We start from the raw sequence: 24,840 nt of genomic DNA on the forward strand, positions 1-24,840 counted from the left end.
GACACCAAAGCTGCAACGTGTTCTAGTTCAGTGGTGGTCGAGTTCACCGTCGAGAACCTCAGTGCCGCCGACGTCGAGCGGCTGCGCGCCGTCTTCGGCCCGCTGACGGAGTCCGTCCGCGACCTGCTCGACGCGACCATCCGCACGCAGGCCGACGCCGCCACCGTCGCGGTGGCCAAGGCCGAGATCGACGCCGCCACCGCGCGGCTGCGCAGCCGCCAGCTCGACGGGCCGTTCGGCGTGCGGGTCTGCGAGGAGGAGCACCTGACGTGGGGCAACCCGGTCATCGGCCTGCGCAACCCCATCGCACCGCCGCTGCACCTGCACCGCGACGACGACGGCCGCGTGCACGCCGACTTCCACCTGGGCGCCCCCTACGAAGGCCCGCCGGGACACGTCCACGGCGGGGTCTCGGCGCTCATCTTGGACCACGTGCTCGGCGAGGTGGCGAGCACCATCGAACATCCGCGGCTGACGGGCACCATCTCGATGCGCTACCTGCGCACGACACCGCTGGGCGCGCTCCACGCGGAGGCCAGGATCGTGCGCTCCGAGGGCATCAAGACGTTCGCGGTGGGCTTCATCGCCGACGCGGACGGGCCGACTGTGGAGGCCGAGGGGGTCTTCATCACCCCGAAGTGGGCTCGCTGACGGGTCGGCGAGGACTCACCGACGCGATCTCCAGGAGGCGGCCGGTCATGGTGTCGATCTCGCCGAGCAGCACGCGGGCCGAGGCGTCGTCGGTGTCGGCGAGGCGTGCCCGCACCCTGCCGTTGGCGGCGGTGAGCGCCGCGGCATCGAGGTTCCACGGGGTGCCGGCGGTCGGCGGTTCGCCGCGGAGCGCCTCCACGAACTCGTCGACGACGCTGCGCAGCGCCGTGTCCTCGGGTGCCGCGCCGCGCGCGGGAAGGTTCGCCTCCAGCGTCGCGCACGCCGCGGTGACGGCGTTGAGCCCTGCGCGGTAGGTCGACAGCCAGCGGCGCAACTGCTTGTCGTCCATCAGCCCCGTCGCGGCGGCGGCCTCGAACGACGTCCGCGCGCGCAGCGCCCGGTCCCACGTGGCCGCCAACTGATCGTTGGCCCTGTCGACGTCGTGCACCGAACAGCGGATCACCGTGGCGGCATAGTCGATCTCGGCCTTGAGCAACTCGCCGGCGCGTTGCCGCAGACGCACCGACACCAGATCCGGCAGCGCGACGTGCGCCAGTACCGCCAGCACTCCGCCGATCAGCGTGGCCAGCACGCGATCGACCATCGTGGCGAACGTGGCCGTTCCGGAGACGTCCATCAGGAAGACGACGGCCGCCGCGAGCGAGGCGCTGATGGCGAGGTAACCCCACCGGGTCAGCGCGTACGCGCAGGCCAGCATGACGACCGCCAGCGCCACCGCGCCGAGACCGGCGGGCGCCACCAGTAGCCCGACGAGCGTCGCGAACACCACGCCGACGACGTTGCCGCCGACGCGACCGACGCACCGGGTGTAGGTGTGTGCGGTCTCGGGCCGCACCACCATCACGACGGTCAGCGGGATCCAGTACCCGTGGGCGACGTCGGCGACCCGCGCGATCGCCACGCCGCACGCCGCGGCCGTCGCCAGCCGCAGGGCGTGCCGGAACACCGGGGAGTCGCGGCGCAACTGGCCGCGGGCCAGCGTCGCCAGCCTCCTGGGCGTCGCGACCAGCTGGGTCGTACGCAGCCCGGTGATCGCCTCGGAGACCGGCAGCGCCTCGCCGAGGCGCACCTGGCAGGCCTCGCCCAGCTGGGCCGAGAACCTGGCCGCCAGGGCCACTTCCGCGTCGCTGGCCGAGGCGGCGACGGCGTCGAACCGGGTCATCGCCGCCCCGGCCGCGCGGGCGGCGGCGCGGTTCGGCGTGGCGATGGCGTCCAGGACGTCGGCGGCCGCGGTCAGCAGCGCCGCCGCCGAGGTGCCGTCGGAGACCTTGCCCGCCAGCGCCGTCAGGGTCACCGAGATCCGTTCCGGTATCCCGTACCAGTCGCGATAGGCCACGGGTCGCCGTCGCGCCTGGCTCGTGGTCACCGTGAAGGCGTCGCGCAACGCCGTCAACGGCGCGGTGGTGACGCCGTCGCCGGGATGCGCGGCCAGCCGCCGGGCGTCGGCCGCCAGCGACCGGTAGGCGCGGGTGAGCGCGGCGCGCTGGGCCTGCCAGCGTCGGCGCGGCCAGACGGCGATCAGCAGTGCCTGACTCAGGCCGCCCGCCACCGCGAGCGCTGCCGTGGCGCCCACCGTGGTCCACGTGGGGGCGATCGGGGGCGCGGTCACCAGCAGCGCGCTCGCGGCCGCGGCGATCAACCCCGCCTTGGTGCCGCCCGCCCAGGCCATGCCGGCCCAGAAACACCACCCCGCAACCACGATCGTGAACGGCACCCAGGAGGCCGACGTCGCGGTCCCGAGCAGCACCGCGACGCCCATCGCCACCGAGACCCAGACCAGGAGTGGCAGCCGGCCGCGTGGACTGTCCTGCAGCGCAACGGCACCCGCGATGGCGGCGGCCCCGCCCGCGGCGAACGCGGCCTCGGGACCGATGGCCGACATCGCCACGCCCGCCGTCACCGCCACCCCGAGCAGGCTGCGAGCCGCGGCACCGGCGTCCAGTACCGCGAGCCCCTTGATCACGGCCCCCTTTCTACCCGGTACCCGCGGCACCGTGTCGTCGCCGGTGGCCACGCGCGTGTCCGGGCCGGTTCGGCCCCGCCCAGACGGCGGGCTGGGTAGGTTCGCGCCGTCGAGCAGATGCTCGTTCGAGATGCCGAGAAGATGCTCGGGGAGACGCCGAGGAGATGCCGAGGAGATGCCGTGGAGAAGATGATGGTCGCGCTGCGACGTGCCGACGGTGACGAGGCGTGGTGCACGCGGCTTCGCTCGACGGTCGGTGACGCACTGTTGGACCTCGAGCTGCCGGGGGTCACCGTCAACGTTCGGGACGACGCGGTGCGGGCGTCGCTGATGACGTTGACGACGCTCGATCCGCCGGTGCGCGCGGTCGTGACGCTGTGGGTCGACCAGTACTACGGCGCCCCCGCACGGGCGGCACTGGACCTGCTGGCGCGCGAGTGCGCGTCCATCGCGGCGTATCTGGTCACCGAGTCGGTGCCCCTGGCTCCGCCGGACGTCGTGGGCGGGCGGACGCCCGGGTTGGCCAACGTGGCGCTGCTGCGCAGGCCCGACCACCTCGACGTGGCCACGTGGCTGCACCGCTGGCACGTCGACCACACGCCGGTGGCCCTCACGACGCAGTCGACGTTCGGGTACACGCAGAACACCGTCGTGCGGGCGCTGACACCGGAGGCGCCGGTGCTCGCGGCGATCGTCGAGGAGAACTTTCCGCTGGCGGCCACCACCGATCTGCACGCGTTCTTCGGCGCGGCAGACGACGCCGAGCTGAGCGACCGGATGAACCGCATGGTGGCCAGCACGGCGGCGTTCGGGGCGAACGCGAACGTGGACACGGTGCCCACCAGTCGCTACCCGTTGCGCAGCCCGTTCGCCGGGAGCTGAGCGCACCCGCGAGCGCCGGTTTAAGGTCGCACGCTTAAACTGCGGGGGTGCTCGTAGAGATCGGCGACGCCGGCGGCGTCCGCACGCTCACCCTGAACCGGCCGGAGGCGCTCAACGCCTTCAACGAGGCGCTCTACGACGCCGCCACGGTGGCACTGCGCGACGCCGACGCCGACCCGGAGGTGGCCGTCGTCGTGATGACGGGCGCGGGCCGCGCGTTCTCCGCGGGCAACGACCTGCTCGAGATGCAGGCCCGCGTCACCGATCCGGACTTCGTCGACGGAACGTACGGGTTCCGCGGGTTCGTCGAGACCCTCGCGGCGTTGCGCAAACCCCTGGTGCTGGCCGTCAACGGTCTGGGCGTCGGCATCGGCGCCACCATCGTGGGCTTCGGGGACCTGGTGTTCATGTCGTCGACGGCACGGTTGAAGTGCCCGTTCACCAGCCTCGGGGTGGCCCCGGAGGCCGCGTCGTCCTACCTGCTGCCGCAGCTCGTCGGACACCAGAACGCTGCGTGGATCCTGCTGTCGTCGGAGTGGATCGAGGCGTCGGAGGCTCAGCGCATGGGCTTGGCCTGGCGGGTGTGCGAACCCGACGAGCTGCTCGCCGAGGCCCACCGGCACGCCGAAGTGCTTGCCGGCAGACCGATTTCGAGTCTGATCGCGGTCAAGGAGACCATGATGGCGCCTAGGCGCCCCGAGATCGCGGCGGCTGCGGCCCGGGAGTACGCGCAGTTCGAGGTGTTGCTCGGGGGCGCGGCGAACGCCGACGCCCTGGCCGCGTTCGCCGACCGCCGGGGCGACTGACGACGGACCGCGCGGGCCTCAACTCGCGGCGTGCAGCGGGCAGTCCTGGCGCGCCTGCGACGCCGCGATGATGGCGCGCACGGTGCGACGGCACCGACCGCAGTCCGAACCGGCCCCGCAGGCATCGGAGATCTGCCGCGTGGTCGTCGCACCGGAGTTAGCGAGATCCGTCACCACTTGGCTGGTGACGCCCGTGCACAAACAGACGAACATCAGCGGGCCATTTCCCGGAGAGGCCCCGAAAATTCACCGTTGCCATTCGATGCGTCGAAATTCGACGTCTGCGGCGACCATTCCGCAGGCGTCGAAGAATGGCCGACGGGAATGGTGGACATTCCATTCACGACCATCGTCCGAGCCTCCAGGGTGGGGTGGGGCACGCGTGTCGCGCGTGCCCTTGCCGGCGGACCTGCCAGCGGGTTAGCTCAGTCTAACCTTACTTAGGGGAGCCAGTCCATATCCGTCGCCGAAATCTGCCCATTCCGAGGTATGCCTTACCAAACGATGCACGTAGACACGCCATATTGGGGCCAGAATGGAACGTCCCCCGGGGCCGCTCGGTACTAGATTGGGGCGCGTCGGCAGCCCCGACGGCCGGATCTGACCGCCATCCCGCATGGCGTTCAGCCCGGTGCTCCAGTCAGGTCCACCCGCGACCGTTCAACCCACGACGGCACCCGATCCCCGGGTGTCGAAGGAGTGACCATGCAAGGCGATCCGGAAGTCATCAAACTCCTCAACGAACAATTGACGAGCGAACTCACCGCCATCAACCAATACTTTCTGCATTCCAAGATGCAGGACAGCTGGGGTTTCACCGAATTGGCGAAGCACACGCGCGACGAATCGTTCGAGGAGATGCGGCACGCGGAGGCCCTGACCGACCGCATCCTGATCCTGGACGGCCTGCCCAACTATCAGCGGCTCTCCTCCTTGCGCGTCGGGCAGACCCTGCGCGAGCAGTTCGAGGCCGACCTCGCCATCGAATACGAGGTGGTGGCCCGCCTGAAGCCGGCCATCCCGTTCTGCCGCTCGAAGGAGGACGCCACGTCGGCGAACCTGTTCGAGACGATCCTGGCCGACGAAGAGTTGCACATCGACTACCTCGAGACGCAACTGCAGCTCATGGACAAGCTCGGCGAGCAGTTGTTCGCCGCGCAGTGCGTGTCCCGCCCCCCGGGCGCGCTGGGCTGACACCCGGCGACGACCGCCGACATCCGACCCGTTGCGGCGGCGTCCGTCGAATTGGAACACGTTCCACTTTCGGGCGTGCGGGCGTAGCATCCCAGCATGAGCCGAATCGGATCCTTCGCCGACGACGACGCCGCCGCATGGATCGCCAACTCGCCCGACATCGGCACGGCGATGGCAGGTTTCACGCATGCCGTGTACACCAAGAATCGCCTGCCGTTGCGGGTGCGCGAGTTGGCGCGCATGGTCATCGCGCTCGACAACGAATGCGTGGTGTGCCAGAACACCCGGGACTCGGCAGGTGCCGCCGCCGGCGTCGACGAAGACCTCTACGACCACGCCGCCCAATGGCAGACGTGGCCGGGCTTCAGCGACCAGGAACGCGTGGCCGCCGAGTTCGCGCAGCGCTTCGCCGCCGATCACACGGGCCTGCGCGACGACGAGGAGTTCTGGGCGCGCTGCCGGGCGCAGTTCACCGACGAACTGCTGACCGATCTGGCGCTGTCGTGTGCGATGTGGCTGGGCATGGGACGGATGCTGCGGACCCTCGACATCGGACAGGCCTGCAAGATCACGCTGTAGCCAACCTCCGGCGCCGACAGACGGCACAATGGCCGACATGGCAGCCAACCGCGTCGCCGACCTGAAGACCCACGACGTCTCGACGATCCTCGCCACGGTGGTCAACCCGGCTGGTCTGGTGCACGCCAAGACCACTCCCGTGCACCGGATCGGCGCGTTCGCCGATCCCGGACTGGGGGCCAGCCCGGTATGGCACGTCTTCACCATCGATCAGAGCGGCATCGTGTTCGGGCCTCGAACGGGCGTGGTGGGCGATCTGCGCATCCGCATCGACGTCGAGGAACTGCACCTGCTGGGCGACGGCCTGGCCTGGGCGCCGGGCGCGTTCTTCGACCAGGACGGCAACCCGGACCCCCGGTGCAGCCGAGGTGTGCTGCGGCGCGTCGAGGAGCGCTTGGCGGCAGCGGGTTTCGACGCGCTGGTGGGCCACGAGATGGAGTTCGTGCTGGTGGCCCCCGACGGCAGCAGGCTGCCCGCGCACCTGTGGGCGCAGTACGGCCTGGCCGGGGTGCTGGAGTTCGAGGGGTTCGTCCGCGACGTCACCGAGGCCGCGGCGTCGGCGGGGGTGCTCGTCGAGCAGTTCCATCCCGAATACGGGGCCAACCAGTTCGAGATCTCGCTCGCTCCCCGCACGCCCGTGGCCGCCGCCGACCAACTGCTGCTGGCCAAGATCATCGTCGGCCGCGTCGCGCGGCGGCACGGGCTGCGCGTCAGCCTGTCGCCGGTGCCGTTCGCCGGTAGCGTCGGTTCCGGTGCGCACCAGCACTTCTCGCTGCGAACGGCGCAGGGGCCGGTGTTCTCCGACGGTTCGGGACCGGCGGGCATGACGAAGGTGGGCGGCGCGGCGGTGGCGGGCGTGCTGGCCGGTCTGCCAGGGGCCCAAGGCGTGTTGAGCGGATCCATCCTGTCCGGACAGCGCATGCTGCCCGGCCACTGGTCCGGTGCCACGCTGTGCTGGGGTACCGAGAACCGCGAGGCCGCAGTGCGATTCCTGCGCGGCGGACCCGGCAACCCGCACGGTGCGAACGTCGAGGTGAAGATCGTCGACCCGTCGGCCAACCCGTACTTCGCCAGCGCGACCATCCTGGGCCTGGCGCTCGACGGCATCGAGCGAGAACTGCCGCTGCCTGCCGAGGTGGACGTCGATCCCGCCGACCTCGACCCGGAACGTCGCGCCGCCGCGGGCATCACGACGCTGCCCACCGCGCAACCGGAGGTGATCGACGCGCTGGACTCCTCGGACGTCGTGCGCCGGATCCTCGGTGACGCGGCCGTCGACGCCATCGTCGCCGTGCGCCGCTACGAGTCCGACACCTACGGCTCGCGCACGGACGAGGAACTGGCCGACCAGTTCCGGCTGGCCTGGAGCGTGTAGGCGACCGCCGGCGTCTGCCCGCCGATGTCCGCCCGCCCGCTACACCTCGCCGGTGGCGTCGTACATCCAGGACATGTCCGCCGTGGCGAAGTCGGCCAGCCAGGACGGGGGAGCGTGGTTCGCCAGCGCGCCCATGTCCCAGTAGTCCTTCCACAGGCTCACCTTGTCGCCGACGACGCGATGCACCGACACGAACCGCAACACGGCGGATTCGCCGCTCTCCCAGTGCCATTCCTCGTGGTGCTCGTACATCACGTCACCGTCGACGGCCAGCAGCAGGCCGTCGAAGTTCTCGTAACCGGCCAGCGGCGCCAACCCGATCTTCAGCCGCTTCACGATGTCGTCGGGGCCCTTTGCCGCCGCCGTCGGCCCCACCGGCACGTCGAGGTAGATGCAGTCGTCCGTCAGGTAGGCCCGCAGCGTGTCCCAGTCCCGCGCCGACAGCGCTCGCCACAGACCGCGCACGGTGTCCTCGGCGGAGCGGGTGCCCCCGCCGTCGGGGACCGTCCGGACGGCCTCAGCCGACATGGGCCAGCTCGTCGCTCGGCAGCGCGGGTGCCCGGTGCGCGGCGCGCAGGAAGCGGCCCGTCCGCGTGCGGCCCACCATCTCCGTGGGCACACCGTGGTCGAACACCCTTCTGCCGCCGACGAACACCGCGGTCACCGTGGCATCGTTGCGGTTGACCATCCGGGGCAGACCCGCGTATTGCGCCACCGCCTCCTCGGCGTAGGCGTCCAGCGTCTCGTCGAGCCGTTCGGGGTCGATGATCGCGATGTCGGCGCGGTCACCGAGCCGCAGGTGACCGGCGTCCAGGCGGTACCAGTCGGCGAGTTCGCCGGTGAGGCGGTGCACGGCCCGTTCCGCCGTGAGGAACGGCGCGCCGTCGCGCTGCGCGTCGCGGACGTGCCGCAGCAGCCGCAGGCCCATGTTGTAGAACGCCATGTTGCGCAGGTGCGCGCCGGCGTCGGAGAACCCCATCTGCACCCCCGGGTCCCGGGCGAGCTTCTTGAGCACCTCGGGCCGATGGTTGGAAATCGTGGTGTGCCACCGCACCTCGCGGCCATGCTCGACCACGAGGTCCAGGAACGCGTCGACGGGGTGCACGCCACGACGGCGACCCACCTCGCCGAACGTCAGTCCCAGCACCGACGCGTCCGGGCACGCGACGATGTGCGCGTCGTAGAAGTCGCGGTGCCACACCCGCATGCCGAACCGGCTCTCGTAGTCCTTGCGGAACGCCCGCCGGTAGCCGGGGTCGCGCATCAACGCGTTGCGCCGCACCTCGTCGGCGAGGTGCAACGCGGCCGCGCCGGAACCGAACTCCTCGAACACCACGAGGTCGATGCCGTCGGCGTACACCTGGAACGGCACGGGCAGATGCTGCCAGCGGAAGTCGCCGCCGAGCGCGTTCACGAACCTGGCCAGCGGGCCCATCATCAGGATGGCGTACGGGTTGGACTTGACGTCGGCGGCCGACAACAGGCTGGTCTTGAGCGGGTTGCGCACCACGCCGACCGATTGCAGCACCTGCGAGAAGACGTTCAGCGGGTTGGCGATGTCCGGCCCGGACTGCAGCACCCGTCCCGCCCGCCGCAGCAACGCCTTCAGCCGGCGCAGCTCGCGCGCCTTGGCGTACGTCGACGGCAAGGTGCGCGAACGGCACGTCTGGCCGTCGAGCTTGTCGAAGAGCAGCTGCTGCGAGGACATCCCGACGAATCCCGCCCGCAGGGCCTCGGCCAGCATCCGTTCCAGCTCGGCCTGCTCGCGGCGGGTGGGGCGGACGTCCGAACGAGTCGCGCGTTCCAATCCCATGACGGCCGTGCGCATGTCGGAATGGCCGATGAACGCCGCCACGTTGGGGCCCAGCGGCCGCCGTTCGAGCGCGGCCACGTACTCGTCGCAGGTGGCCCAGTCCTTGTTGTGCTCGACGGCGGTGATGACGTGCTCGCGCGGGATGGCCTCCACGCGGCCGAACAGGTCGCCGGCCTCGGTGCCGTCTACGTGAATCGTCGACAGCGAACACGAGCCCAGCATCACCGTGGTGACGCCGTGGCGCAGCGATTCGGCGAGTGCGGGCCCTTCCAGGACCTCGACGTCGTAGTGCGTGTGGATGTCCAGCATGCCCGGGATCACCCACTGGCCGCTGGCGTCGACGACCTGCCCACAGCCGGTCTCGTCGAGGTCGGCGGCCGAGATCGCCACCACGTGACCGTCGCGAATGCCCAGGTTGCGCACCGCGGACGGGCCGCCGGTGCCGTCGAACCACAGCCCGTTGCGGATGATCGTGTCGTAGGTCACATCCTCATGCAACAGGGCCACTGGACCTCTGTCAACGGAATCGTGAACACTTCTGCGATTGTGTCTACCGCCGCCCCGACGCGGCCGCCCGTCACTCCTCGCCCCACGCGTCGGGTTGGCGGCCGTCGACGTCGGTGAAGCCGTACTCGCGCGCCAACCGCGCCGAAGACACCGACCGCTGGTTCCACCGCGCCCGGTGCGGATCCATCGCGACGGCCACGATGCCGCGGCCCACGAATCTCGGCGATTCCGAGGCGTCGAAACCCGGCGGCGCCACCGGGAAGCCGTCGTCGCGTCGCGGATCCATCGCGGACCGCCAATCATCCTCGCTCACACCGTAATTGGTCAGCATCATCTCCGAGCGCAGCCACCCCGGCGTCACCGACACCGCCGTCGCGCCGTAGGTCGCGAGATCGTGGCCCAGGCTGAAGGCCAGGCGATTCGCCGACACCTTCGCCAGGTCGTAGAACGTCGACACGCGATAGTGCTGCGCATTGAACTCGGCGGTGCCGTCGGTCACCTCCACCAGCAGCCCGCCCGGGCGGGCCACGACGAGTGGGAGCAGGCAGTGCGACGTGATGAGGTGCGAATCGACCCCCAGCCGCAGGATGCGCAAACCGGCGTCCAGGTCGTGCTCCCAGATCGGGCGGTGCCACGTCGGCGGCGCACCCTTGAGCACCTCGGCGCCCCACAGGTCGTTGACCAGGACGTCGATCGCCCCGTAGTCCGCGGCCACCCGGTCCGCCAGGGCCCGCACCTGGGCGACGTCCAGATGGTCGACGGGAATCGCGACGCCCACGCCGCCCAAGGCGTCGACCAGGCGGGCGGTCTCCTCGATGGTCTCCGGCCGGTCGTAGTCCGACTGCAGACGGTGCGTCTCGCTGCTGCGCCCCGTGCAGATCACCGTCGCCCCGGCCTCGCCGAGTGCCGCCGCGATGCCCCGCCCGGCCCCGCGCGTCGCACCCGCCACCACCGCGACGCGTCCGCGCAGGTCCGGCGCCCAGGATGGCAGTGCTGACGACATCGGCTCAGTATCGAGCCTCGCCGGGATTCGCCGGGCTGGTTCGGCGGAGACGGGCATACGGAGACGGGCATACTCGGTGGCGTGACCCCGCTGCAGCGCTACATCGCCGAGGAGATCGCCACCGATCACGTGGACGGCCTGCTGTCCCGACGGGAGGCGTTGCGGCGGATGGCGCTCATCGGCGTCGGGGCGACCGCGGCCGGCGCCCTGATCGCCGCCTGTGGCCAGGATCGCGGCGGCGCCTCGGGCTCGTCGTCGACCTCGCCGTCGGTTCCGTCGGCGGGCTCCTCGAGCTCGTCGGCGCCCACCGGTGCCCCGGCCGCACCGCCCCCGGGCGCGGACGCCGAACTGCCCACCGCGGCGATCACGTGGCCCGGCCCGGACGGGGAGCTGCAGGGTGCCTGGGTGGCCGCGGGCGAACCCAGGGGCGCGATCCTGGTGATCCACGAGAACAAGGGCCTCACCGACTGGACGAAGTCGGTGGCCGGGCGCTTCGCGGGCATCGGGTACTCGGCACTGGCCATCGATCTGCTGTCCGGCCGAGGTGGGACGGCTCGGTTCACCGATCCCGCGGAGGCCACCGCGGCACTGGCCGCCATCACCCCGGAGCAGTTCGTGGCGAACCTGCGCTCCGGGGTCGACGAGCTGGCGCGGCGGGCCCCCGGTACCAAGCTCGCCGTCATCGGATTCTGCATGGGCGGCGGGCTGGCCTGGCAGCTGCTGGCCGCGGGCGAGCCGCGGCTGGCGGCGGCGTTCCCGTTCTACGGCCCGCTGCCCGACGGCGCGGACTTCGCCGGGTCGAAGGACGTTGCGGTGCTTGGGTTCTACGGCGAGAAGGATGCCCGCGTCAACGCCACGCGCGACGCTGCCGAGCAGGCACTCACCAAGGCCGGCATGGTGCACGAGCTGGTGGTCGAACCCGGCGCCGACCACGCGTTCTTCAACGACACCGGCCAGCGTTACGACCCGACCGCCGCCGCCGACGCGTGGCGCCGCGTGGGGGACTGGCTGAGCGCGCACGTCGGCTGACACGCCTCGCGGGCAGCCGTGTTCGCCGCGCGTTCACCACGGCGATCGCCGCCCGTTCGCCTACGGTCGTGTGGGCGGGCTGTGATCGCTGCACATGCGGGTGATCCAGGTGGCGAACTTCTACGGGCCGCGCTCGGGTGGGTTGCGCACCGCGGTCGACCGCCTCGGCGCCGAGTACTGCGCGTCCGGGCACGAGGTGCACCTGGTGGTCCCCGGGGCGTCGGTGCAGACGTGCCGGCTGGCGTCGGGCGTGCTGCGGACGTCGCTGCCCGCCCGACTGATCCCCTTCACCGGCGGCTACCGGGCCGTATCGCCCGGCGCCGTGACCCGGCTGCTGGAGCGGCTCCGACCGGACGCCATCGAAGTGTCCGATCGGCTGACCCTGCGGTCGCTGGGCCGGTGGGGCGCCGCCAACGGCGTGGCCACGGTGATGATCTCGCACGAACGGTTGGACCGCCTCGTCGGGCAGGTGCTGCCGTCGCCGATGGCCACGAGGGTGGCCGACGCCGCCAACCGCCGCACCGCCGCCGAGTACGACGCGGTGGTGTGCACCACCGCGTTCGCGCGCGAGGAGTTCGACCGCATCGGGGCCGCCAACGTCGTGACGGTGCCGCTGGGCGTCGACCTCGAACGGTTCCATCCGCGCAGGCACAGTCGGGCCGAGCGCAGCCGGTGGGCCACACCGGATCAGACGCTGCTGGTGCACTGTGGTCGGCTCTCGGTGGAGAAGCACGTGCATCGCAGCATCGACACCGTGGCCGCGCTTCGTGATTCGGGTGTCGACGCGCGTCTGGTGGTGGTTGGAGAGGGGCCGCTACGCCCCCGATTGGAGCGTCGGGCGGCGCGGCTTCCCGTCGACTTCACCGGGTTCATCCGGTGCCGGGACACCGTGGCGACCATGCTCGCCTCCGCCGACGTCGCACTGGCGCCGGGGCCGCACGAGACCTTCGGGCTGGCCGCCCTGGAGGCGCTCGCCTGCGGCACCCCGGCCGTGGTGTCCAAGACCTCGGCGCTGGCCGAGATCCTCACCACCGACAGCGGCGTGGCCGCCGACAACGACGCGACGGCCATCGCCCGTGCCGTGCGCACGGTCATCGGCAGGCCCGAGGGTGCGCGTCGGCGCGACGCGAGGCGGCGGGCCGAGCAGTTCCCGTGGCCGCGGTCGGCGGCCGGGATGTTGACGGCGTTGGGTGCCACGCCGGCTGCAGGGGATGGCCGGGGCTGACGCCGCGCGTGGGCGTTTGAGGGCATCCGTTCCAGGGCACCCGCAGAATCAGCAGGTACGTCAATACGCGTGATCATCGCGGGAAACGTCCGGGGCGTGCCGCCGATACGAAGGAGCCCGTCATGTCCACCACCGCCTGGATCGTCATCGGGATCGTCGCCGTCGTCGCGGTGCTCGCCATCGCCTTCGCCGCACGCGCGGCCACCATGCGCAAGCGTCGCGCGGAAGCCGACCGGATCCGGCAGGAGGTCGACGAAGAGGGCAAGCGTCTCCAACGGCGCGAGGCCATCGCCGCCGAGACCGAGGCCAAGGCCCGCGCGGCCCAGGCCGAAGCCGAGGCCAAGGCGGCGGAGGCGGCGCGCCTGCAGGATCGGGCGAGCACCCACCGCGAGGCCGTGGACAGCACGCGTGACGAACTCGACGAGCGCCGCGAGCGTGCCGACGCCCTGGATCCCCGGACGAAGAACGCTGCGCGCCAGCGGGACTCGGCAGACGACGTGGCCCACGGCTCGGCCGAGGCGTCCGATCGCGTCGTGATCGACGGCGACCCGCAGGCGCGCCACGTCGCGCGCTGACCGCCGGAGGTCAGGCCGGCGGTGTCCACCCGACGGGAAGTCGCTTGATCCCGTGGATGAACGCCGACTGCAGCCGATCCGGCTCGGCGGTCGCCACCAGGTCCGGGATCTGCCGGTGGATCTCCTCGAACGCCACGGTGATCTCGCGCCGGGCCAGGTTGGCGCCCAGGCAGAAGTGGGCACCGCCACCCCCGAAGCCCAGGTGCGGATTGGGGTGCCTGCGCACGTCGAACGTCCACGGGTCGGCGAACACCGACTCGTCACGGTTGGCCGAGCCGTACCACAGCGTCACCTTGTCACCCTCGGCCAACGACACCCCGCCCAACTGCACCGGACGCGTCACGGTGCGGCGCATGTAGCTCACCGGTGATGCCCACCGCACGATCTCCTCGACCGCCGTCGGCGCGACGGCGGCGTAGTCCGACCACCACAGCGCGCGCTGCTCGGGGTGGCGGCTCAACGCCACCACCCCGTGGGTGATGGCGTTGCGGGTGGTCTCGTTGCCCGCCACCACTAGCAGGATGAAGAACGACGCCACCTCGGCCGACGACAGCCGCTCCCCGTCGAGTTCCGCCTGCACCAGGCTCGTGGTCAGGTCGTCGGCGGGGTTTTGCCGACGGTCGTCGGCGAGGGCGGTGGCGTAGGCGCCGATGTCCATGGCGACGCGGAAGAACTCTTCGAAGTCGGTCGTGATGTCCGGATCTCCGAAACCCAGGATCACGTTGGTCCACGTGAAGATCCGATCGTGGTCGCGCTCCGGGATCCCCATCATGTCGCAGATGACCTGCAGGGGCAGCGGACCGGCGAGGTCGCTCACCAGCTCACCCGCGCCGTCGGGGTGCCCGGCCACGAGGCCGGCGACGAGCCGGCGGGCCCGGTCGCGCACCGAGTCCTCGATCACGGCCAGGACCCGCGGGGTGAAGGCGCTACGCACGATGTTGCGCAGCCGCGCGTGCCGCGGATCGTCCATCGCGATCATGGAACCGAAGTACTCTGCGAGTTCGGGCGTCTGGTCACCGATCGTGATGCCCCCGGCCGAGCTGAAGACGTCCGGATGGCGGCTGGCGAACAGCACGTCGGCATGCCGCGTCACCGCCCAGTGCCCGCGGCCCTGCGCCATCCCGTCCACCAGGAACTCGGAGTGGAGGGACACCGGCGCCTCGCGCCGCAGCGCCGCGAACGCACCGTCGCGGGCGTCGTCGTCGCGGGCCCAGAAGTCCCAGTCGCCCAGGTGCACGTCGGCCGCCGACACCAGCTCGGGGGCCACACCGTTGACCCGCGTCGCGATCGTCACGTCGCCTCACCACCTGCACCCTCGCAGCGTCATTGCCCGTCGCCGAGGGTAACCCCGCGTTCGCGGCCGGGGCGCGGATCAGGGCCGGGCTTCGTGCCCCGGTTGCCCGTGGGTGCGCCGCTGCTCCTTCATCCCGGCCTCGTGCGCATGCCGCACGCCGTGCGTCAGGGCGTCCCGCAGCCGTCGCTCGTGGGAGCGGATCTGCGTCCAGTAGCCGTCGTCGAACTCCTCGACCACCTGGAACGTCCACCGCCCGGGCAACACGTTGAGTCCGACCATCTCGGTCTCGAGGCGCTGCGCCTCGTCGTCGTGGCCGGCGTCGCGCAGGGCGTCGCACGCCTCCCCGACGACGAGGTCGGCGTGCCCCATCAGCTGGTGGAACTCGTAGAGGTGACCGCGGGCCCGTTCCACGTACTCGAGCGCCTCGGACAGCTTGCCGACCGCGGCGATGGTGTCGTCGGAGACGCCCGGCGGCTTGCGGTCGAGGCCGTAGCGGTCGTCGTCTGCGCGGAGAGGGGATTCTGGCTGCGCCACGTGCTCGCAGTACCCGCATCGTGCTGCGGCCAACCGCGCCGCTGTGGTGGCGCCGGGCGGCCCGGACGACCTCGTCTTCGGTCGAGGTGGCCGGGATCAGCGGTAGACCAATCCGGACAACCGTGATGCCAGGGCGCGGGTGACCGGGGGCGTGCGGCCGACGGTGCTCAGCACGGCGTTGCGGATCGGACGAAGGGGGCGCGGCACGGTCGCCAGGCGCGTGAGGCGGTCGGTCAGCGCGATGACCTGCCGGGCGATCGGCCGCCGGGTCGTCGCGTAGTCGTCGAGCAGCGCGTCGGGACCACCGGCGAGAACGACCGTCAGCGCGTCGGCGAGGGCCACGGCGTCCTGGATGCCCAGGTTCATGCCCTGTCCGCCTGCGGGACTGTGCACGTGCGCGGCGTCCCCGGCGAGCATGACGCGGCCCGCACGGTAGGTGTCGGCGACGCGGTGGTGGATGCGGAACCGCGAACCCCAGGAGACGTCGGTGACGACGATGCCGCCGGGCCCCCTGGCGTCCAGCAGCGCCTGCACCAGGTCCGTCCCGGGCTGCTCGGGAGCGTCGTACGGCGGCGCCGAAGTCAACGGGTGTTGGCTTACGCTGGTCGGGTGGGAACGAAAGCGGATCGGACCAGGGCGGCCATCCTGGCCGCGGCGCGGGAGAGGTTCGCCGAGGTGGGCTACGAGGCCGCGACGATCAGGACCATCGCCGCCGACGCGCACATCGATCCCTCGATGGTGATCCGCTACTTCGGTAGCAAGGACCGACTGTTCGCCGCGGCCGCCGACTTCGACCTGCGGTTCCCCGACCTGTCCGACGTGCCCCCGGACCGCTTGGGCGTCACGCTGGTCCGCCACTTCCTGTCACGCTGGGAGGACGACGACGCCCTGGTGGTCCTGTTGCGGTCGTCGACCACCAATTCCGAAGCGGCGCAACGCATGACCGACATCTTCGCCGGCCAACTCCTGCCTGCGATCGCCAAGGTGGTACCCGACGACGCCCCGCGCCGCGCCGGCCTGCTCGCCACTGCGATCCTCGGAATGGCGTTGTGTCGTTTCGTGCTTCGCCTACCACCGGTCGTCGACCTGCCTCGAGACGAACTCGTGGACTGGCTGGGCCCCACCGTGCAGCGCTATCTCACCGCCCACTAGTCCCGTCGGGCGCTGACCTGCGGTTACGCCGGTCGCGACCACACGCGGGTAACGCCGCGGGGCCGACCGTCGATAGTCGAACGGGGGTCACGAAGGAGAGCTACGTGATCGGCCGGCGTTCAGGGCGCTGACCGGTCACGGGGTAGGAGTGACATGACGAAGAAGATGGGAAAGACGTCCACGCTGGTCGCCACCGCCGTCGTCGCGGCCGGCCTGGGACTCGGCTCCGCGGCCGCGGCCATCCCGGTGGCCTCGGCTGCGCCCGTTGCCCCGGTGCCGCTCAAGCCCGGGCACGGCAACGACCAGTACTGCCCGCCCTGGTGCGGCGACGATCCTGGACGGGGTCACGACCACCAGTGGGACGACCGGGGCCCGGGGCCGGGCAAGGGGCCCGACAAGGGGCCCGACAAGGGGCCGTGGTGGGCCAACAACCCGCACCCGTGGTGGGACGACCGCAACGGCCCGCCGCCGTGGGGATGGGGCCCACCGCCGCCGCTGCAGTGGAACGGCGGTCCGCTGCCGCCACGCGTGAACTATTGGGGCTACGACCTGCCGACCGTGTGGGACGACGGCAACCGACAGTGGGGCATCTGGCTGTTCGGCCAGTGGATCCCGATCTTCGGGGTGGGCGTCAACTGACGTCGTCGGCCTCGACCCGGGGCGCCGTGGGTGCTTCGCCACCCGCGGCGCCCGTGGGGCGGGGGTTGCCGGCGACCCGTCCTACGCCTCGGCGGGGTTCTCCACGTCGTTCTCCACGACGGCCTTGATGCGTTCCAGCGTTCTGCGCATGTCGCGAGCGTTGCGGCGCCGTCGAAGCTGGCCGCCGAAGAGGCCGAACAGGGTGGTGACCACACCCTCGGGCATGTGGAACGACTCCGTGACGTCGGTGCCCGAGGCCGTCGGCTCGAAGCGGTAGTGCCAGTTGTTCACCGGACGATCGCCGACCAGCACCTCGAACCCGAACTCGCGGCCGGGATCGCATGCCGTGACGCGGCACGTCGTCCAATAGACGGGCCCGATCTCGTTGCGCCGCACGTGGCCGCGAAACCTCGCACCGAGCGTCGGTCCCGTCGCGCCGTCGAGCCACTCGGCTTCGAAGGTCTCGGGGGAGAACCGGCCCGTGTTGCGGACGTCGGCCACCAGATCCCAGATGCGTCGTGCCGGTGCCGACATCGACACCGTGACGGATGCCTTCATGACGTTCCTCCTCGCCGAACCCGTACTCGTCACCCCAAGGTGTACACGTGGTCGGGGCTGATGACTCGGGTGATCGCGTTCGCGACCACGGTGCTCGGGTCCCCGTCCGGGGTGGCGGCGCTCCCATTGAGCAACACCACCATCGTGGTGGGACCGTCGGCCAGGCGTGCCACCACGGTCTGATAGCCCGGCAGGCTGCCGTTGTGTCCGACCCAGCCTGCGAGGTCGAACAGCCCCAGGCCGTAGCCGTAGTGCGGGGGGAGCGTCGGCAGCGAGACGGTCTCGAGCCGCTGCCGGTGCGTCTCGGGCGTCAGCAGCGCGCCGGCTCCCAACGCCGCGGCCCAGGCGCGCATGTCGTCGAGGGTCGAGGTCATCGCGCCGGCGGCGCCGGCCCAGCTGGGGTTCCAGTCCGTGGTGACGGCCTCGTCGTCGCCCACCTTCAGGTACCCCTGGGCGTGCGGGTCCTCGAACTCGGTGCCCACCGGAAAACCGGTGTGCCGCAGGCCCAGTGGGTCGGTGATGCGGGTGCGTACGTGGTCGGCGAGGGGCAGCCCGCCGACCTCCTCGACGATGATTCCCAGCAGCACGGTGTTGGTGTTGGAGTATTCGAAGTCGTCACCCGGCGCGAACGACACGGGGCGAGCGAACGCGATGTCCAGCAACTCGCGCGGGCAGAAGTGGCGCTGCGGGTCGGCGAAGAGCTGGGCGGCGAATGCCGTCGACGTGCTGTAGTTGGGCAACCCGCTCTGCATCCGGGCCAGGTGCCGCACCGTGATCCGGTCGCCGCCCGGCACGCCGTCGACGTAGTCGGCGACGGAATCGTCGAGCCGAATCTCGCCGTCGTCGACCAGTTGCAGCACCGCGGTGACCGTGAACGTCTTGGTAACGCTGCCGATCCGGTGGTGAACGTCGGTGCGCATCGGCTCGCCGGTCGCGGTGTCGGCCACCCCGAACGCCCTCGTGTAGGCGTCGTGGCACCTCCACACGCCCACGACGGCACCCGCGACGCCCGTCGCCGGCAGCGCCTCGGTGACGGCGGCGTCGAGGCGCGCGGTCGGCAGCAGACGGCGGGCGGTCGGGGTCATCGGGGTCCCGTCTGCGAGGTGGGCGGTCGACGTCACCATCATCGCCGACCGTCGGCTACCGGGGCGAGGCCACGAGGTTCACTGGAGGCGATGAAGATTCGATTCGGCGTCGGCCTGGCGGGCGACGTGTCGCACGCCGGGCTTGCCGACCTCGTCGACCGGCTCGAAGCGCTCGGCGTCGACTCGCTGTGGTTCTCCGAGCTGCCGTACGCCGACGCGATCGATCCCGTCGTCGGGATGTCCCACGCCCTGGCCCGCACCACCCGGTTGAAGGTCGGCTCGTCGGTGGCGGTGCTCCCCGGACGCCACCCCGTCCAGGTCGCCGCGCAGTTGGCGTCGTTGGCGGCGCTGGCCCCCAAGCGCGTCCTGCCGGTCTTCGGGCTGCAGCCCGCGTCGGCGGCCGAGCGTGCCGCGTTCGTGGTGCCCGAGGGTCGCCGTGCGGCGGTGTTCGACGAGTCGCTGCGGCTGTTGCGGACCGCTCTGCACGACGGGGGGCCCTTCCACGGCGAGTTCTTCTCCTTGGAGTCGACGGCCGTCGCCCCGCGGCCGGTGGTTCCGCTCGACATCTGGTTGGGCGGATCGGCGCCTGCGGGCTTGAGACGCATCGGCCGCTTGGCCGACGGGTGGCTGGGCAGCTTCCTGCGTCCCGACGAGGCGCGCCGTGGCCGGGAACTCATCGAGGACGCGGCTGCCGACGCCGGCCGCCGGATCGACGACGATCACTACGGCATCAACCTGGCCGTCAGCCCGGGCCGCCACGACGACGCGCTGCTGGCGGCGGTCGCCAAGCGTCGACCCGACGTCGACCCGACCGAACTCGTCGCCGTCGACTGGCCGCAGTTGCATCGGCGGATCGACGCGTTCGTCGACGCGGGGCTGTCGAAGTTCGTGATCCGGCCCGCGGGCGGGGACGTCGCGGACTTCGCGGAGCGGTTCGCGCGGGAGTTGCTCCCGCGGCAGAACTGACGTGACGGTGACGTTCGCGTGACCCGGGGTCGCGGGAGGGGCTGCCAGCAAAGCAAATTGGTTAGCCGCACGAAACAAAGGCGTCGCAGGTCAGCGCCGCTGCGCCGCGCCTCTCGGCGCCGCGCACACGCTAACCTGCCGATTGGTTCGGGGCTTTGCCGCTCAGGTAGTGTGCATAGACTGCCGCATCGGGTATGGGGAAGGCTTCAAAAAACGGGGCCTCGGAAGAACCACCACGACTCAAGAGTCAGAGGCCAGGACTTGCCAGATACGAACATGTCAGACACCACGACGAGCGGCGGCGACGCGTTGGAGCCGCACTTCGAGGACGTGCAGGCGCACTACGACCTCTCCAACGAGTTCTTCCAGCTCTTCCTGGATCCGACGCAGACCTACAGCTGCGCCTATTTCGAGCGCGACGACATGACGCTCGAGGAAGCGCAGATCGCCAAGATCGACCTGTCGCTGGGGAAGCTGGGCCTGCAGCCCGGCATGACGCTGCTGGACATCGGCTGCGGCTGGGGCGCGACGGTCAACCGGGCGCTGGAGAAGTACGACGTCAACGTCATCGGCCTGACGCTCAGCCGCAACCAGCAGTCACACGTGCAGCAACTGCTCGACGCCTCGGAGAGCCCACGGAGCAAGCGCGTGCTGCTGTCGGGGTGGGAGCAGTTCGACGAGCCCGTCGACCGCATCGTCAGCATCGGCGCGTTCGAGCACTTCGGTCGCGACCGCTACGACGACTTCTTCAAGATGGCGTACTCGGTGCTGCCGGACGACGGCGTGATGCTGCTGCACACCATCATCAAGCCGTCCGACGAGGAATTCGCCGCCAGCGGGCTGCCGGTCAACATGAAGCTGCTGCGGTTCTCGAAGTTCATCATGGACGAGATCTTCCCGGGCGGAGACCTGCCGAAGCCCGACGTCGTCGAGGCCCATGCCGCGAAGGTGGGCTTCGAGCTGACCCGCGCTCAACGGCTGCGGCTGCACTACGCGCGCACCCTCGACATCTGGGCCCAGGCGCTGGAATCCCGCAAGGACGAGGCCATCGCCATCCAGTCGGTCGAGGTGTACGAGCGCTACATGAAGTACCTCACCGGCTGCGCGGACCTGTTCCGCGACGGCTATACCGACATCTGCCAGTTCACGCTGCAGAAGTAGCCTCACCGTCGGCACCCGAGACGCACCTCGCCGCTAGCACGCGGCGGGGTGCGTCTCGCAATATGGGGTGAGACCGCGGAAGCGAAGGAGCCAGATGAATCTCGTCACCCTCGCCGACGTCCGCACGGCCGCGGACCGAATCCGGCCGTTCGTCGTCAGGACGCCACTGGTGCCTGCGCCGTGGGCCCGCCGGGACACCGATCAGCTGTGGCTCAAACCCGAGAACCTGCAGCCCATCGGTGCTTTCAAGGTGCGCGGCGCGTTCAACGCCCTCGCCGCGCTCGACCCCGCCACGCGGGCCAGGGGCGTGGTCGCCTACTCCAGCGGCAACCACGCCCAGGCCGTTGCCCACGCGGCGGCGACGTACGGCATCGCGGCCACCATCGTCATGCCCGAGGAGACGCCGAGGGTCAAGATCGACGCCACCCGCGGGTGGGGCGCCGACGTCGTGCTGTGCGGGGCCGGGCAGCGCGAGACCGTCGCGGCACGGGTCGTCGACGACACCGGCGGGGTGTTGATCCCGCCCTTCGACCACCCCGACGTCATCGCCGGGCAGGGCACCATCGGCCTCGAGATCGCCGAGGATCTGCCCGACGTCCAGACCGTGCTGGTCCCGGTCAGCGGCGGGGGACTGTGCTCCGGCATCGGCGTGGCGGTGCGGGCCGCGTGCCCGGGCGCGCGCATCGTCGGGGTCGAGCCCGAGTTGGCGGCCGACACGGCCGAGGGCCTGCGCGTGGGTCATCGGGTGGACTGGCCGGTCTCCGAGCGCAACCGCACCATCGCCGACGGCCTCCGCTCCCAGCCCTCCGAGCTGACGTTCGCGCACCTGCGGCACGTGCTCGACGATCTGGTCACGGTGTCCGAGGACGACATCCGCGCCGCGGTGCGCGAGCTGGCATTGCGCGCACACCTGGTGGCCGAGCCCAGCGGGGCCGTCGCCCTGGCGGCCTACCGCAGCCTCGCGGGGCCGTTGGGGCGCACCGTCGCGGTGCTCTCCGGCGGCAACCTGGACCCGGCTCTGCTGCGCGACATCCTGGCGGGCTGACCGGCGTCAGTGCACGCCCTCCATGAGCCGGCTGATCCATCCCGACAGCGCGAACACCACCACGCCCACCGCGATGGCCACGGCGCCGAGGATGCCGAAGTAGGCGAACTCGCGGTCGGCGGAGTAGTACTTCGCCAGCACGCCCGACATCGACGTCCCCAGGCCCACGGAGAAGAAGTAGAGCGCCATCATCTGGGCGCGGAACGCGTGCGGTGCGAGCTTGGTGGTGACCGCCAGACCGATGGGGGACAGCATCAGCTCCGACACCGCGAACACCGCCATGATCGCCACGATCAGCAGCGCGGGCACCGCCCGCCCGGTGGTGCCCGCCATCGGCAGGAACAGCAGGAACGCCGCGCCCATCCCGATGACGCCGTAGGCGAACTTGCGGGGCGTGGTGGGCGCACGGTTGCCCAGCCGCGTCCACATCGCGGCGAACACGGGTGACAGCAGGATGATCCACACCGGTTCGATCGAGCCGATCCAGCTCGACGGCGCCGTCCAGCCGAAGATCGACCAGTTCATCCGCTCGTCGGAGTACACCGCCAGCACGGTGAAGATCTGCTGAAACAAGGACCAGAACACCGCGTTGGCGACGAACAGCGGGATGAAGGCGCGCACGCGCACCTTCTCGACCGGTTCGACCTTGGCGCTGGAGAGCATCACGGCGAAGTAGGCGATCGAGGCGACGACGATGATGCCGGTGGTGATCTGCGACAGGTTGGCCAGGGCCACGAGGCCCGTGGTCAGCGCGACGCCGATCACGACCAGCACGACCACCGCGGCCGCCACGTAACGCACGATCTCGTGGCGCGGCAGCGGGTTGGGCACCTCGCGGCCGTGCTCGCCGAGGTTGCGGCGGAAGGCGACGTACTGGGCGAGGCCCAACGCCATGCCGATGGCCGCGGCGCCGAAGCCGTAGTGGAAACCGAGGTGGGTCTGCAGCAGGCCGGTCAGCAGCGGTCCGATGAAGGCACCGAGGTTGATGCCGAGGTAGAACAGGGTGAAGCCGCCGTCGGCGCGGGCGTCGCCCTTGTCGTAGAGGGTGCCGAGCAGCGACGACGCGTTGGCCTTGAGGGCGCCGGAGCCCAGCGCCACCAGGGTCAGGCCGACGCCGACGCCGGTGAGTCCCGGCAGGATGGCCAGCGCGACGTGGCCGAGCATGACCACGACGCCGCCGTAGAACACGGTGCGTTCCATGCCGAGCAGGCGGTCGGCGATCCAGCCGCCGAGCACGGTCGACAGGTACACCAGGCCGCCGTAGGCGCCCACGATCCCGGTGCCCGTGGCCTGCGGCAACCCCAGCCCGCCGTCGGTCACCGAGTAGTACAGGTAGTAACCCAGGATGGTGAGCATCCCGTAGAACGAGAACCGTTCCCACAGCTCGACGCCGAACAGGTTGACCAGGCCGATGGGATGACCGATCACCGTCCGCCCGGCTCGTACGGGTTTCGTGGAGTGCGTTGACATGGGGGCCACCCTGCCACGATCGCCGACCCGCTACCCGATTTCGACGGCTGCCGGAGCGTCGCTCGGTGGAGGCCGCCCAGGTGCCCGCTGATGAGGCCCGCCACGGCCCACGCCACGGCGCGACCGCGACGGCGATGCCGCCGAGGATCCCGGAGTAGGCCATGTCGTGGCCGGGGATGCTGGGCATCCCGCGAAGCGAAAACCGTTCCCACGGCTCGACACTCGCCACGTTCATCAGCCCGGCGGGATGTCCGAGGACGGCGCGCCCGCGGGGTGGGGACGCCGGGGCGATGACGGTCACGGGCAGCGGCTCGTCACGTCCGAGGCGGCCGCCGGGGCCGGCGCGGCGGCCGATCCCCGATCGAGCCGGAACCCACGATGGCGGGTAGTCTCTTGCGACGAAGGGCTCCGAAGGGATGTACGTGGACGCGGTACTCGGCTTGTCGATGACGTCGTCGTCCGTTGGTCTGGTCCTCGTCGAAGGCCTCGACGGCGATGGCGCCACGATGGACGGCAACGCGTTCGGTGCCCTCGACGGCGCCGTTCACACCTCCGAGCAGGCCACGGCCGCCATTCGACGTTCCCGGGACCTCGCGGAGTCGCGCGGGCTGCGGTTGCATTCCATCGGCGTGACGTGGAGTCAGGACGCCGACGCCGAGGCGTCGATGCTGGTGCGGTCGCTGTCGGAGGCCGGGTTCGACAACGTGGTGCCCATCCGGATGCCGGAGGCCACCGAGGCGCTCGCCAGGGGGATCGCGGAGGTCATCGGCCACGAGAGCACCGCGGTGTGCGTCGTGGAGCCCGGTGCGGTCGTCGCCCTGGTGGTACGGGCCGACGGTGCCGTCCAGACCGCGTTCAACCACGCCGTGGACGGCGACGAGGACCTGATCGGTTGGCTGTCGACGGTCTTCACCAAGGCGGATTGGCAGCCCGAGGCGCTGGTCCTCGTCGGCTCCGACAGCGGCCGGTTCGCGCCTCTCGTGCCCACGCTCGAGGACGTCCTGTCCGTGCCGGTGTTCGCACCCGCCGAGGCCCAGCTCGCGCTGGCGCGGGGGGCGGCGCTGGCGTCCGCCCACACGGCCGCGGGCCTCGACGACGTGACCAGCGCGTTCGTCGCCTACGCCAGGACGTCACCCGCCACGCCGTCGCGCCGTGGCCTCGTTCCCGTCGGCGCGGCGACGATGCTCGTCGCCGGCGTGGTGACGTTCGTGGTGTCGGTGTCGGTGGCGGTCAGCCTGCAGCTGTCGCCGCGGCACGAGGCGCCCCGGGCCGCGACGCCCGCGGTGGCGGCCGCACCCGAGGCGCCCGTCGCC

At 71.1% G+C, this 24,840-nt stretch carries 26 protein-coding genes; 15 read left to right on the top strand and 11 right to left on the bottom strand.

The window, feature by feature from the left end; translation table 11 throughout:
• Nucleotides 1-33: 33 nt before the first annotated feature.
• Complete coding sequence (locus tag AC30CM_RS12540) at nucleotides 34-651, top strand: PaaI family thioesterase (RefSeq protein WP_490117198.1); 618 nt, start codon at nucleotides 34-36, stop codon at nucleotides 649-651.
• Here AC30CM_RS12540 and AC30CM_RS12545 read toward each other — a convergent pair.
• Nucleotides 629-2,635, bottom strand: a complete 2,007-nt coding sequence (locus tag AC30CM_RS12545) for an FUSC family protein (RefSeq protein ID WP_490117199.1) — start codon at nucleotides 2,633-2,635, stop codon at nucleotides 629-631. The genes AC30CM_RS12540 and AC30CM_RS12545 overlap by 23 nt on opposite strands.
• Nucleotides 2,636-2,815: 180 nt before the next feature.
• Between AC30CM_RS12545 and AC30CM_RS12550 the strand changes: the two genes are divergently transcribed.
• Entirely contained in the window at nucleotides 2,816-3,517 is a 702-nt protein-coding gene (locus AC30CM_RS12550; RefSeq protein WP_490117229.1) for an EthD domain-containing protein, read from the top strand.
• Between the two features lie 47 nt (nucleotides 3,518-3,564).
• Nucleotides 3,565-4,323: an enoyl-CoA hydratase/isomerase family protein gene (locus AC30CM_RS12555; protein WP_490117200.1), complete on the top strand. Its 759-nt coding sequence runs from the start codon at nucleotides 3,565-3,567 to the stop codon at nucleotides 4,321-4,323.
• Nucleotides 4,324-4,341: 18 nt separating this feature from the next.
• Here the strand turns inward: AC30CM_RS12555 and AC30CM_RS12560 are convergent, their stop codons facing one another.
• Nucleotides 4,342-4,536 (bottom strand): (2Fe-2S)-binding protein, encoded by a 195-nt coding sequence (locus AC30CM_RS12560; RefSeq protein ID WP_490117201.1) that lies wholly within the window; start codon nucleotides 4,534-4,536, stop codon nucleotides 4,342-4,344.
• 492 nt (nucleotides 4,537-5,028) lie between these two features.
• On the opposite strand from AC30CM_RS12560, the gene bfr reads away from it, so the two are divergent.
• The 3 genes from bfr (at nucleotide 5,029) to AC30CM_RS12575 (ending at nucleotide 7,471) form a co-directional block, all read left to right on the top strand.
• Complete coding sequence (gene bfr / locus AC30CM_RS12565) at nucleotides 5,029-5,517, top strand: bacterioferritin (RefSeq protein WP_490117202.1); 489 nt, start codon at nucleotides 5,029-5,031, stop codon at nucleotides 5,515-5,517.
• A gap of 96 nt (nucleotides 5,518-5,613) precedes the next feature.
• On the top strand, nucleotides 5,614-6,096 hold the full coding sequence (locus tag AC30CM_RS12570) for a carboxymuconolactone decarboxylase family protein (RefSeq protein WP_490117203.1): 483 nt from the start codon (nucleotides 5,614-5,616) through the stop codon (nucleotides 6,094-6,096).
• 28 nt (nucleotides 6,097-6,124) lie between these two features.
• Nucleotides 6,125-7,471, top strand: coding sequence for a type I glutamate--ammonia ligase (locus tag AC30CM_RS12575; protein WP_490117204.1), 1,347 nt, complete (start codon nucleotides 6,125-6,127; stop codon nucleotides 7,469-7,471).
• A 39-nt stretch (nucleotides 7,472-7,510) separates the two neighbouring features.
• Here AC30CM_RS12575 and AC30CM_RS12580 read toward each other — a convergent pair whose 3' ends face one another.
• From AC30CM_RS12580 to AC30CM_RS12590, 3 genes are all read right to left on the bottom strand, one after another.
• The gene (locus AC30CM_RS12580) at nucleotides 7,511-7,999 is read right to left on the bottom strand and encodes a nuclear transport factor 2 family protein (protein WP_490117205.1); all 489 of its coding nucleotides are present in this window, start codon (nucleotides 7,997-7,999) and stop codon (nucleotides 7,511-7,513) included.
• Entirely contained in the window at nucleotides 7,989-9,770 is a 1,782-nt protein-coding gene (locus AC30CM_RS12585) for an N-acyl-D-amino-acid deacylase family protein (RefSeq protein ID WP_490117206.1), read from the bottom strand. The genes AC30CM_RS12580 and AC30CM_RS12585 overlap by 11 nt, the downstream gene beginning before the upstream one ends.
• 91 nt (nucleotides 9,771-9,861) lie before the next feature.
• Nucleotides 9,862-10,794 carry an SDR family oxidoreductase gene (locus AC30CM_RS12590; RefSeq protein ID WP_490117207.1) on the bottom strand — a complete coding sequence of 311 codons (933 nt, stop codon included), beginning with the start codon at nucleotides 10,792-10,794 and terminating at the stop codon, nucleotides 9,862-9,864.
• Between the two features lie 81 nt (nucleotides 10,795-10,875).
• On the opposite strand from AC30CM_RS12590, the gene AC30CM_RS12595 reads away from it, so the two are divergent.
• From AC30CM_RS12595 to AC30CM_RS12605, 3 genes are all read left to right on the top strand, one after another.
• A complete protein-coding gene (locus AC30CM_RS12595; protein WP_490117208.1) occupies nucleotides 10,876-11,823 on the top strand; it encodes a dienelactone hydrolase family protein in 948 nt (315 codons plus the stop codon).
• Between the two features lie 94 nt (nucleotides 11,824-11,917).
• Nucleotides 11,918-13,048 (top strand): glycosyltransferase, encoded by a 1,131-nt coding sequence (locus AC30CM_RS12600; protein ID WP_490117209.1) that lies wholly within the window; start codon nucleotides 11,918-11,920, stop codon nucleotides 13,046-13,048.
• Nucleotides 13,049-13,170: 122 nt separating this feature from the next.
• Entirely contained in the window at nucleotides 13,171-13,623 is a 453-nt protein-coding gene (locus AC30CM_RS12605; RefSeq protein WP_490117210.1) for a hypothetical protein, read from the top strand.
• A 10-nt stretch (nucleotides 13,624-13,633) separates the two neighbouring features.
• Here the strand turns inward: AC30CM_RS12605 and AC30CM_RS12610 are convergent, their stop codons facing one another.
• From AC30CM_RS12610 to AC30CM_RS12620, 3 genes are all read right to left on the bottom strand, one after another.
• Nucleotides 13,634-14,917, bottom strand: coding sequence for a cytochrome P450 (locus tag AC30CM_RS12610; protein WP_490117211.1), 1,284 nt, complete (start codon nucleotides 14,915-14,917; stop codon nucleotides 13,634-13,636).
• A gap of 78 nt (nucleotides 14,918-14,995) precedes the next feature.
• On the bottom strand, nucleotides 14,996-15,451 hold the full coding sequence (locus AC30CM_RS12615; protein WP_490117212.1) for a hypothetical protein: 456 nt from the start codon (nucleotides 15,449-15,451) through the stop codon (nucleotides 14,996-14,998).
• A gap of 96 nt (nucleotides 15,452-15,547) precedes the next feature.
• Complete coding sequence (locus AC30CM_RS12620) at nucleotides 15,548-16,036, bottom strand: FAD-dependent monooxygenase (RefSeq protein WP_490117213.1); 489 nt, start codon at nucleotides 16,034-16,036, stop codon at nucleotides 15,548-15,550.
• Nucleotides 16,037-16,060: 24 nt separating this feature from the next.
• Between AC30CM_RS12620 and AC30CM_RS12625 the strand changes: the two genes are divergently transcribed.
• Entirely contained in the window at nucleotides 16,061-16,603 is a 543-nt protein-coding gene (locus AC30CM_RS12625) for a TetR/AcrR family transcriptional regulator (RefSeq protein WP_490117214.1), read from the top strand.
• A gap of 153 nt (nucleotides 16,604-16,756) precedes the next feature.
• On the top strand, nucleotides 16,757-17,242 hold the full coding sequence (locus AC30CM_RS12630; RefSeq protein WP_490117215.1) for a hypothetical protein: 486 nt from the start codon (nucleotides 16,757-16,759) through the stop codon (nucleotides 17,240-17,242).
• A gap of 81 nt (nucleotides 17,243-17,323) precedes the next feature.
• On the opposite strand, the gene AC30CM_RS12635 is transcribed toward AC30CM_RS12630, so the two are convergent.
• Nucleotides 17,324-17,800: an SRPBCC family protein gene (locus AC30CM_RS12635; RefSeq protein ID WP_490117216.1), complete on the bottom strand. Its 477-nt coding sequence runs from the start codon at nucleotides 17,798-17,800 to the stop codon at nucleotides 17,324-17,326.
• 29 nt (nucleotides 17,801-17,829) lie between these two features.
• Nucleotides 17,830-18,885, bottom strand: a complete 1,056-nt coding sequence (locus tag AC30CM_RS12640) for a serine hydrolase domain-containing protein (protein ID WP_490117217.1) — start codon at nucleotides 18,883-18,885, stop codon at nucleotides 17,830-17,832.
• A gap of 90 nt (nucleotides 18,886-18,975) precedes the next feature.
• Here AC30CM_RS12640 and AC30CM_RS12645 point away from each other — a divergent pair, with 90 nt between their 5' ends.
• From AC30CM_RS12645 to AC30CM_RS12655, 3 genes are all read left to right on the top strand, one after another.
• Nucleotides 18,976-19,851, top strand: coding sequence for a TIGR03854 family LLM class F420-dependent oxidoreductase (locus AC30CM_RS12645; protein WP_490117218.1), 876 nt, complete (start codon nucleotides 18,976-18,978; stop codon nucleotides 19,849-19,851).
• A gap of 276 nt (nucleotides 19,852-20,127) precedes the next feature.
• Nucleotides 20,128-21,012: a cyclopropane mycolic acid synthase family methyltransferase gene (locus AC30CM_RS12650; protein WP_490117219.1), complete on the top strand. Its 885-nt coding sequence runs from the start codon at nucleotides 20,128-20,130 to the stop codon at nucleotides 21,010-21,012.
• Nucleotides 21,013-21,106: 94 nt separating this feature from the next.
• A complete protein-coding gene (locus tag AC30CM_RS12655) occupies nucleotides 21,107-22,057 on the top strand; it encodes a threonine ammonia-lyase (protein ID WP_490117220.1) in 951 nt (316 codons plus the stop codon).
• A 6-nt stretch (nucleotides 22,058-22,063) separates the two neighbouring features.
• Here AC30CM_RS12655 and AC30CM_RS12660 read toward each other — a convergent pair whose 3' ends face one another.
• A complete protein-coding gene (locus AC30CM_RS12660; protein ID WP_490117221.1) occupies nucleotides 22,064-23,527 on the bottom strand; it encodes a peptide MFS transporter in 1,464 nt (487 codons plus the stop codon).
• A 422-nt stretch (nucleotides 23,528-23,949) separates the two neighbouring features.
• On the opposite strand from AC30CM_RS12660, the gene AC30CM_RS12665 reads away from it, so the two are divergent.
• The coding region (locus AC30CM_RS12665; protein WP_490117222.1) for a DUF7159 family protein at nucleotides 23,950-24,840 on the top strand (891 nt) is incomplete at its 3' end.

The sequence above is a fragment of the Mycobacterium sp. DHQP2018-32-09 genome (assembly GCF_058148405.1).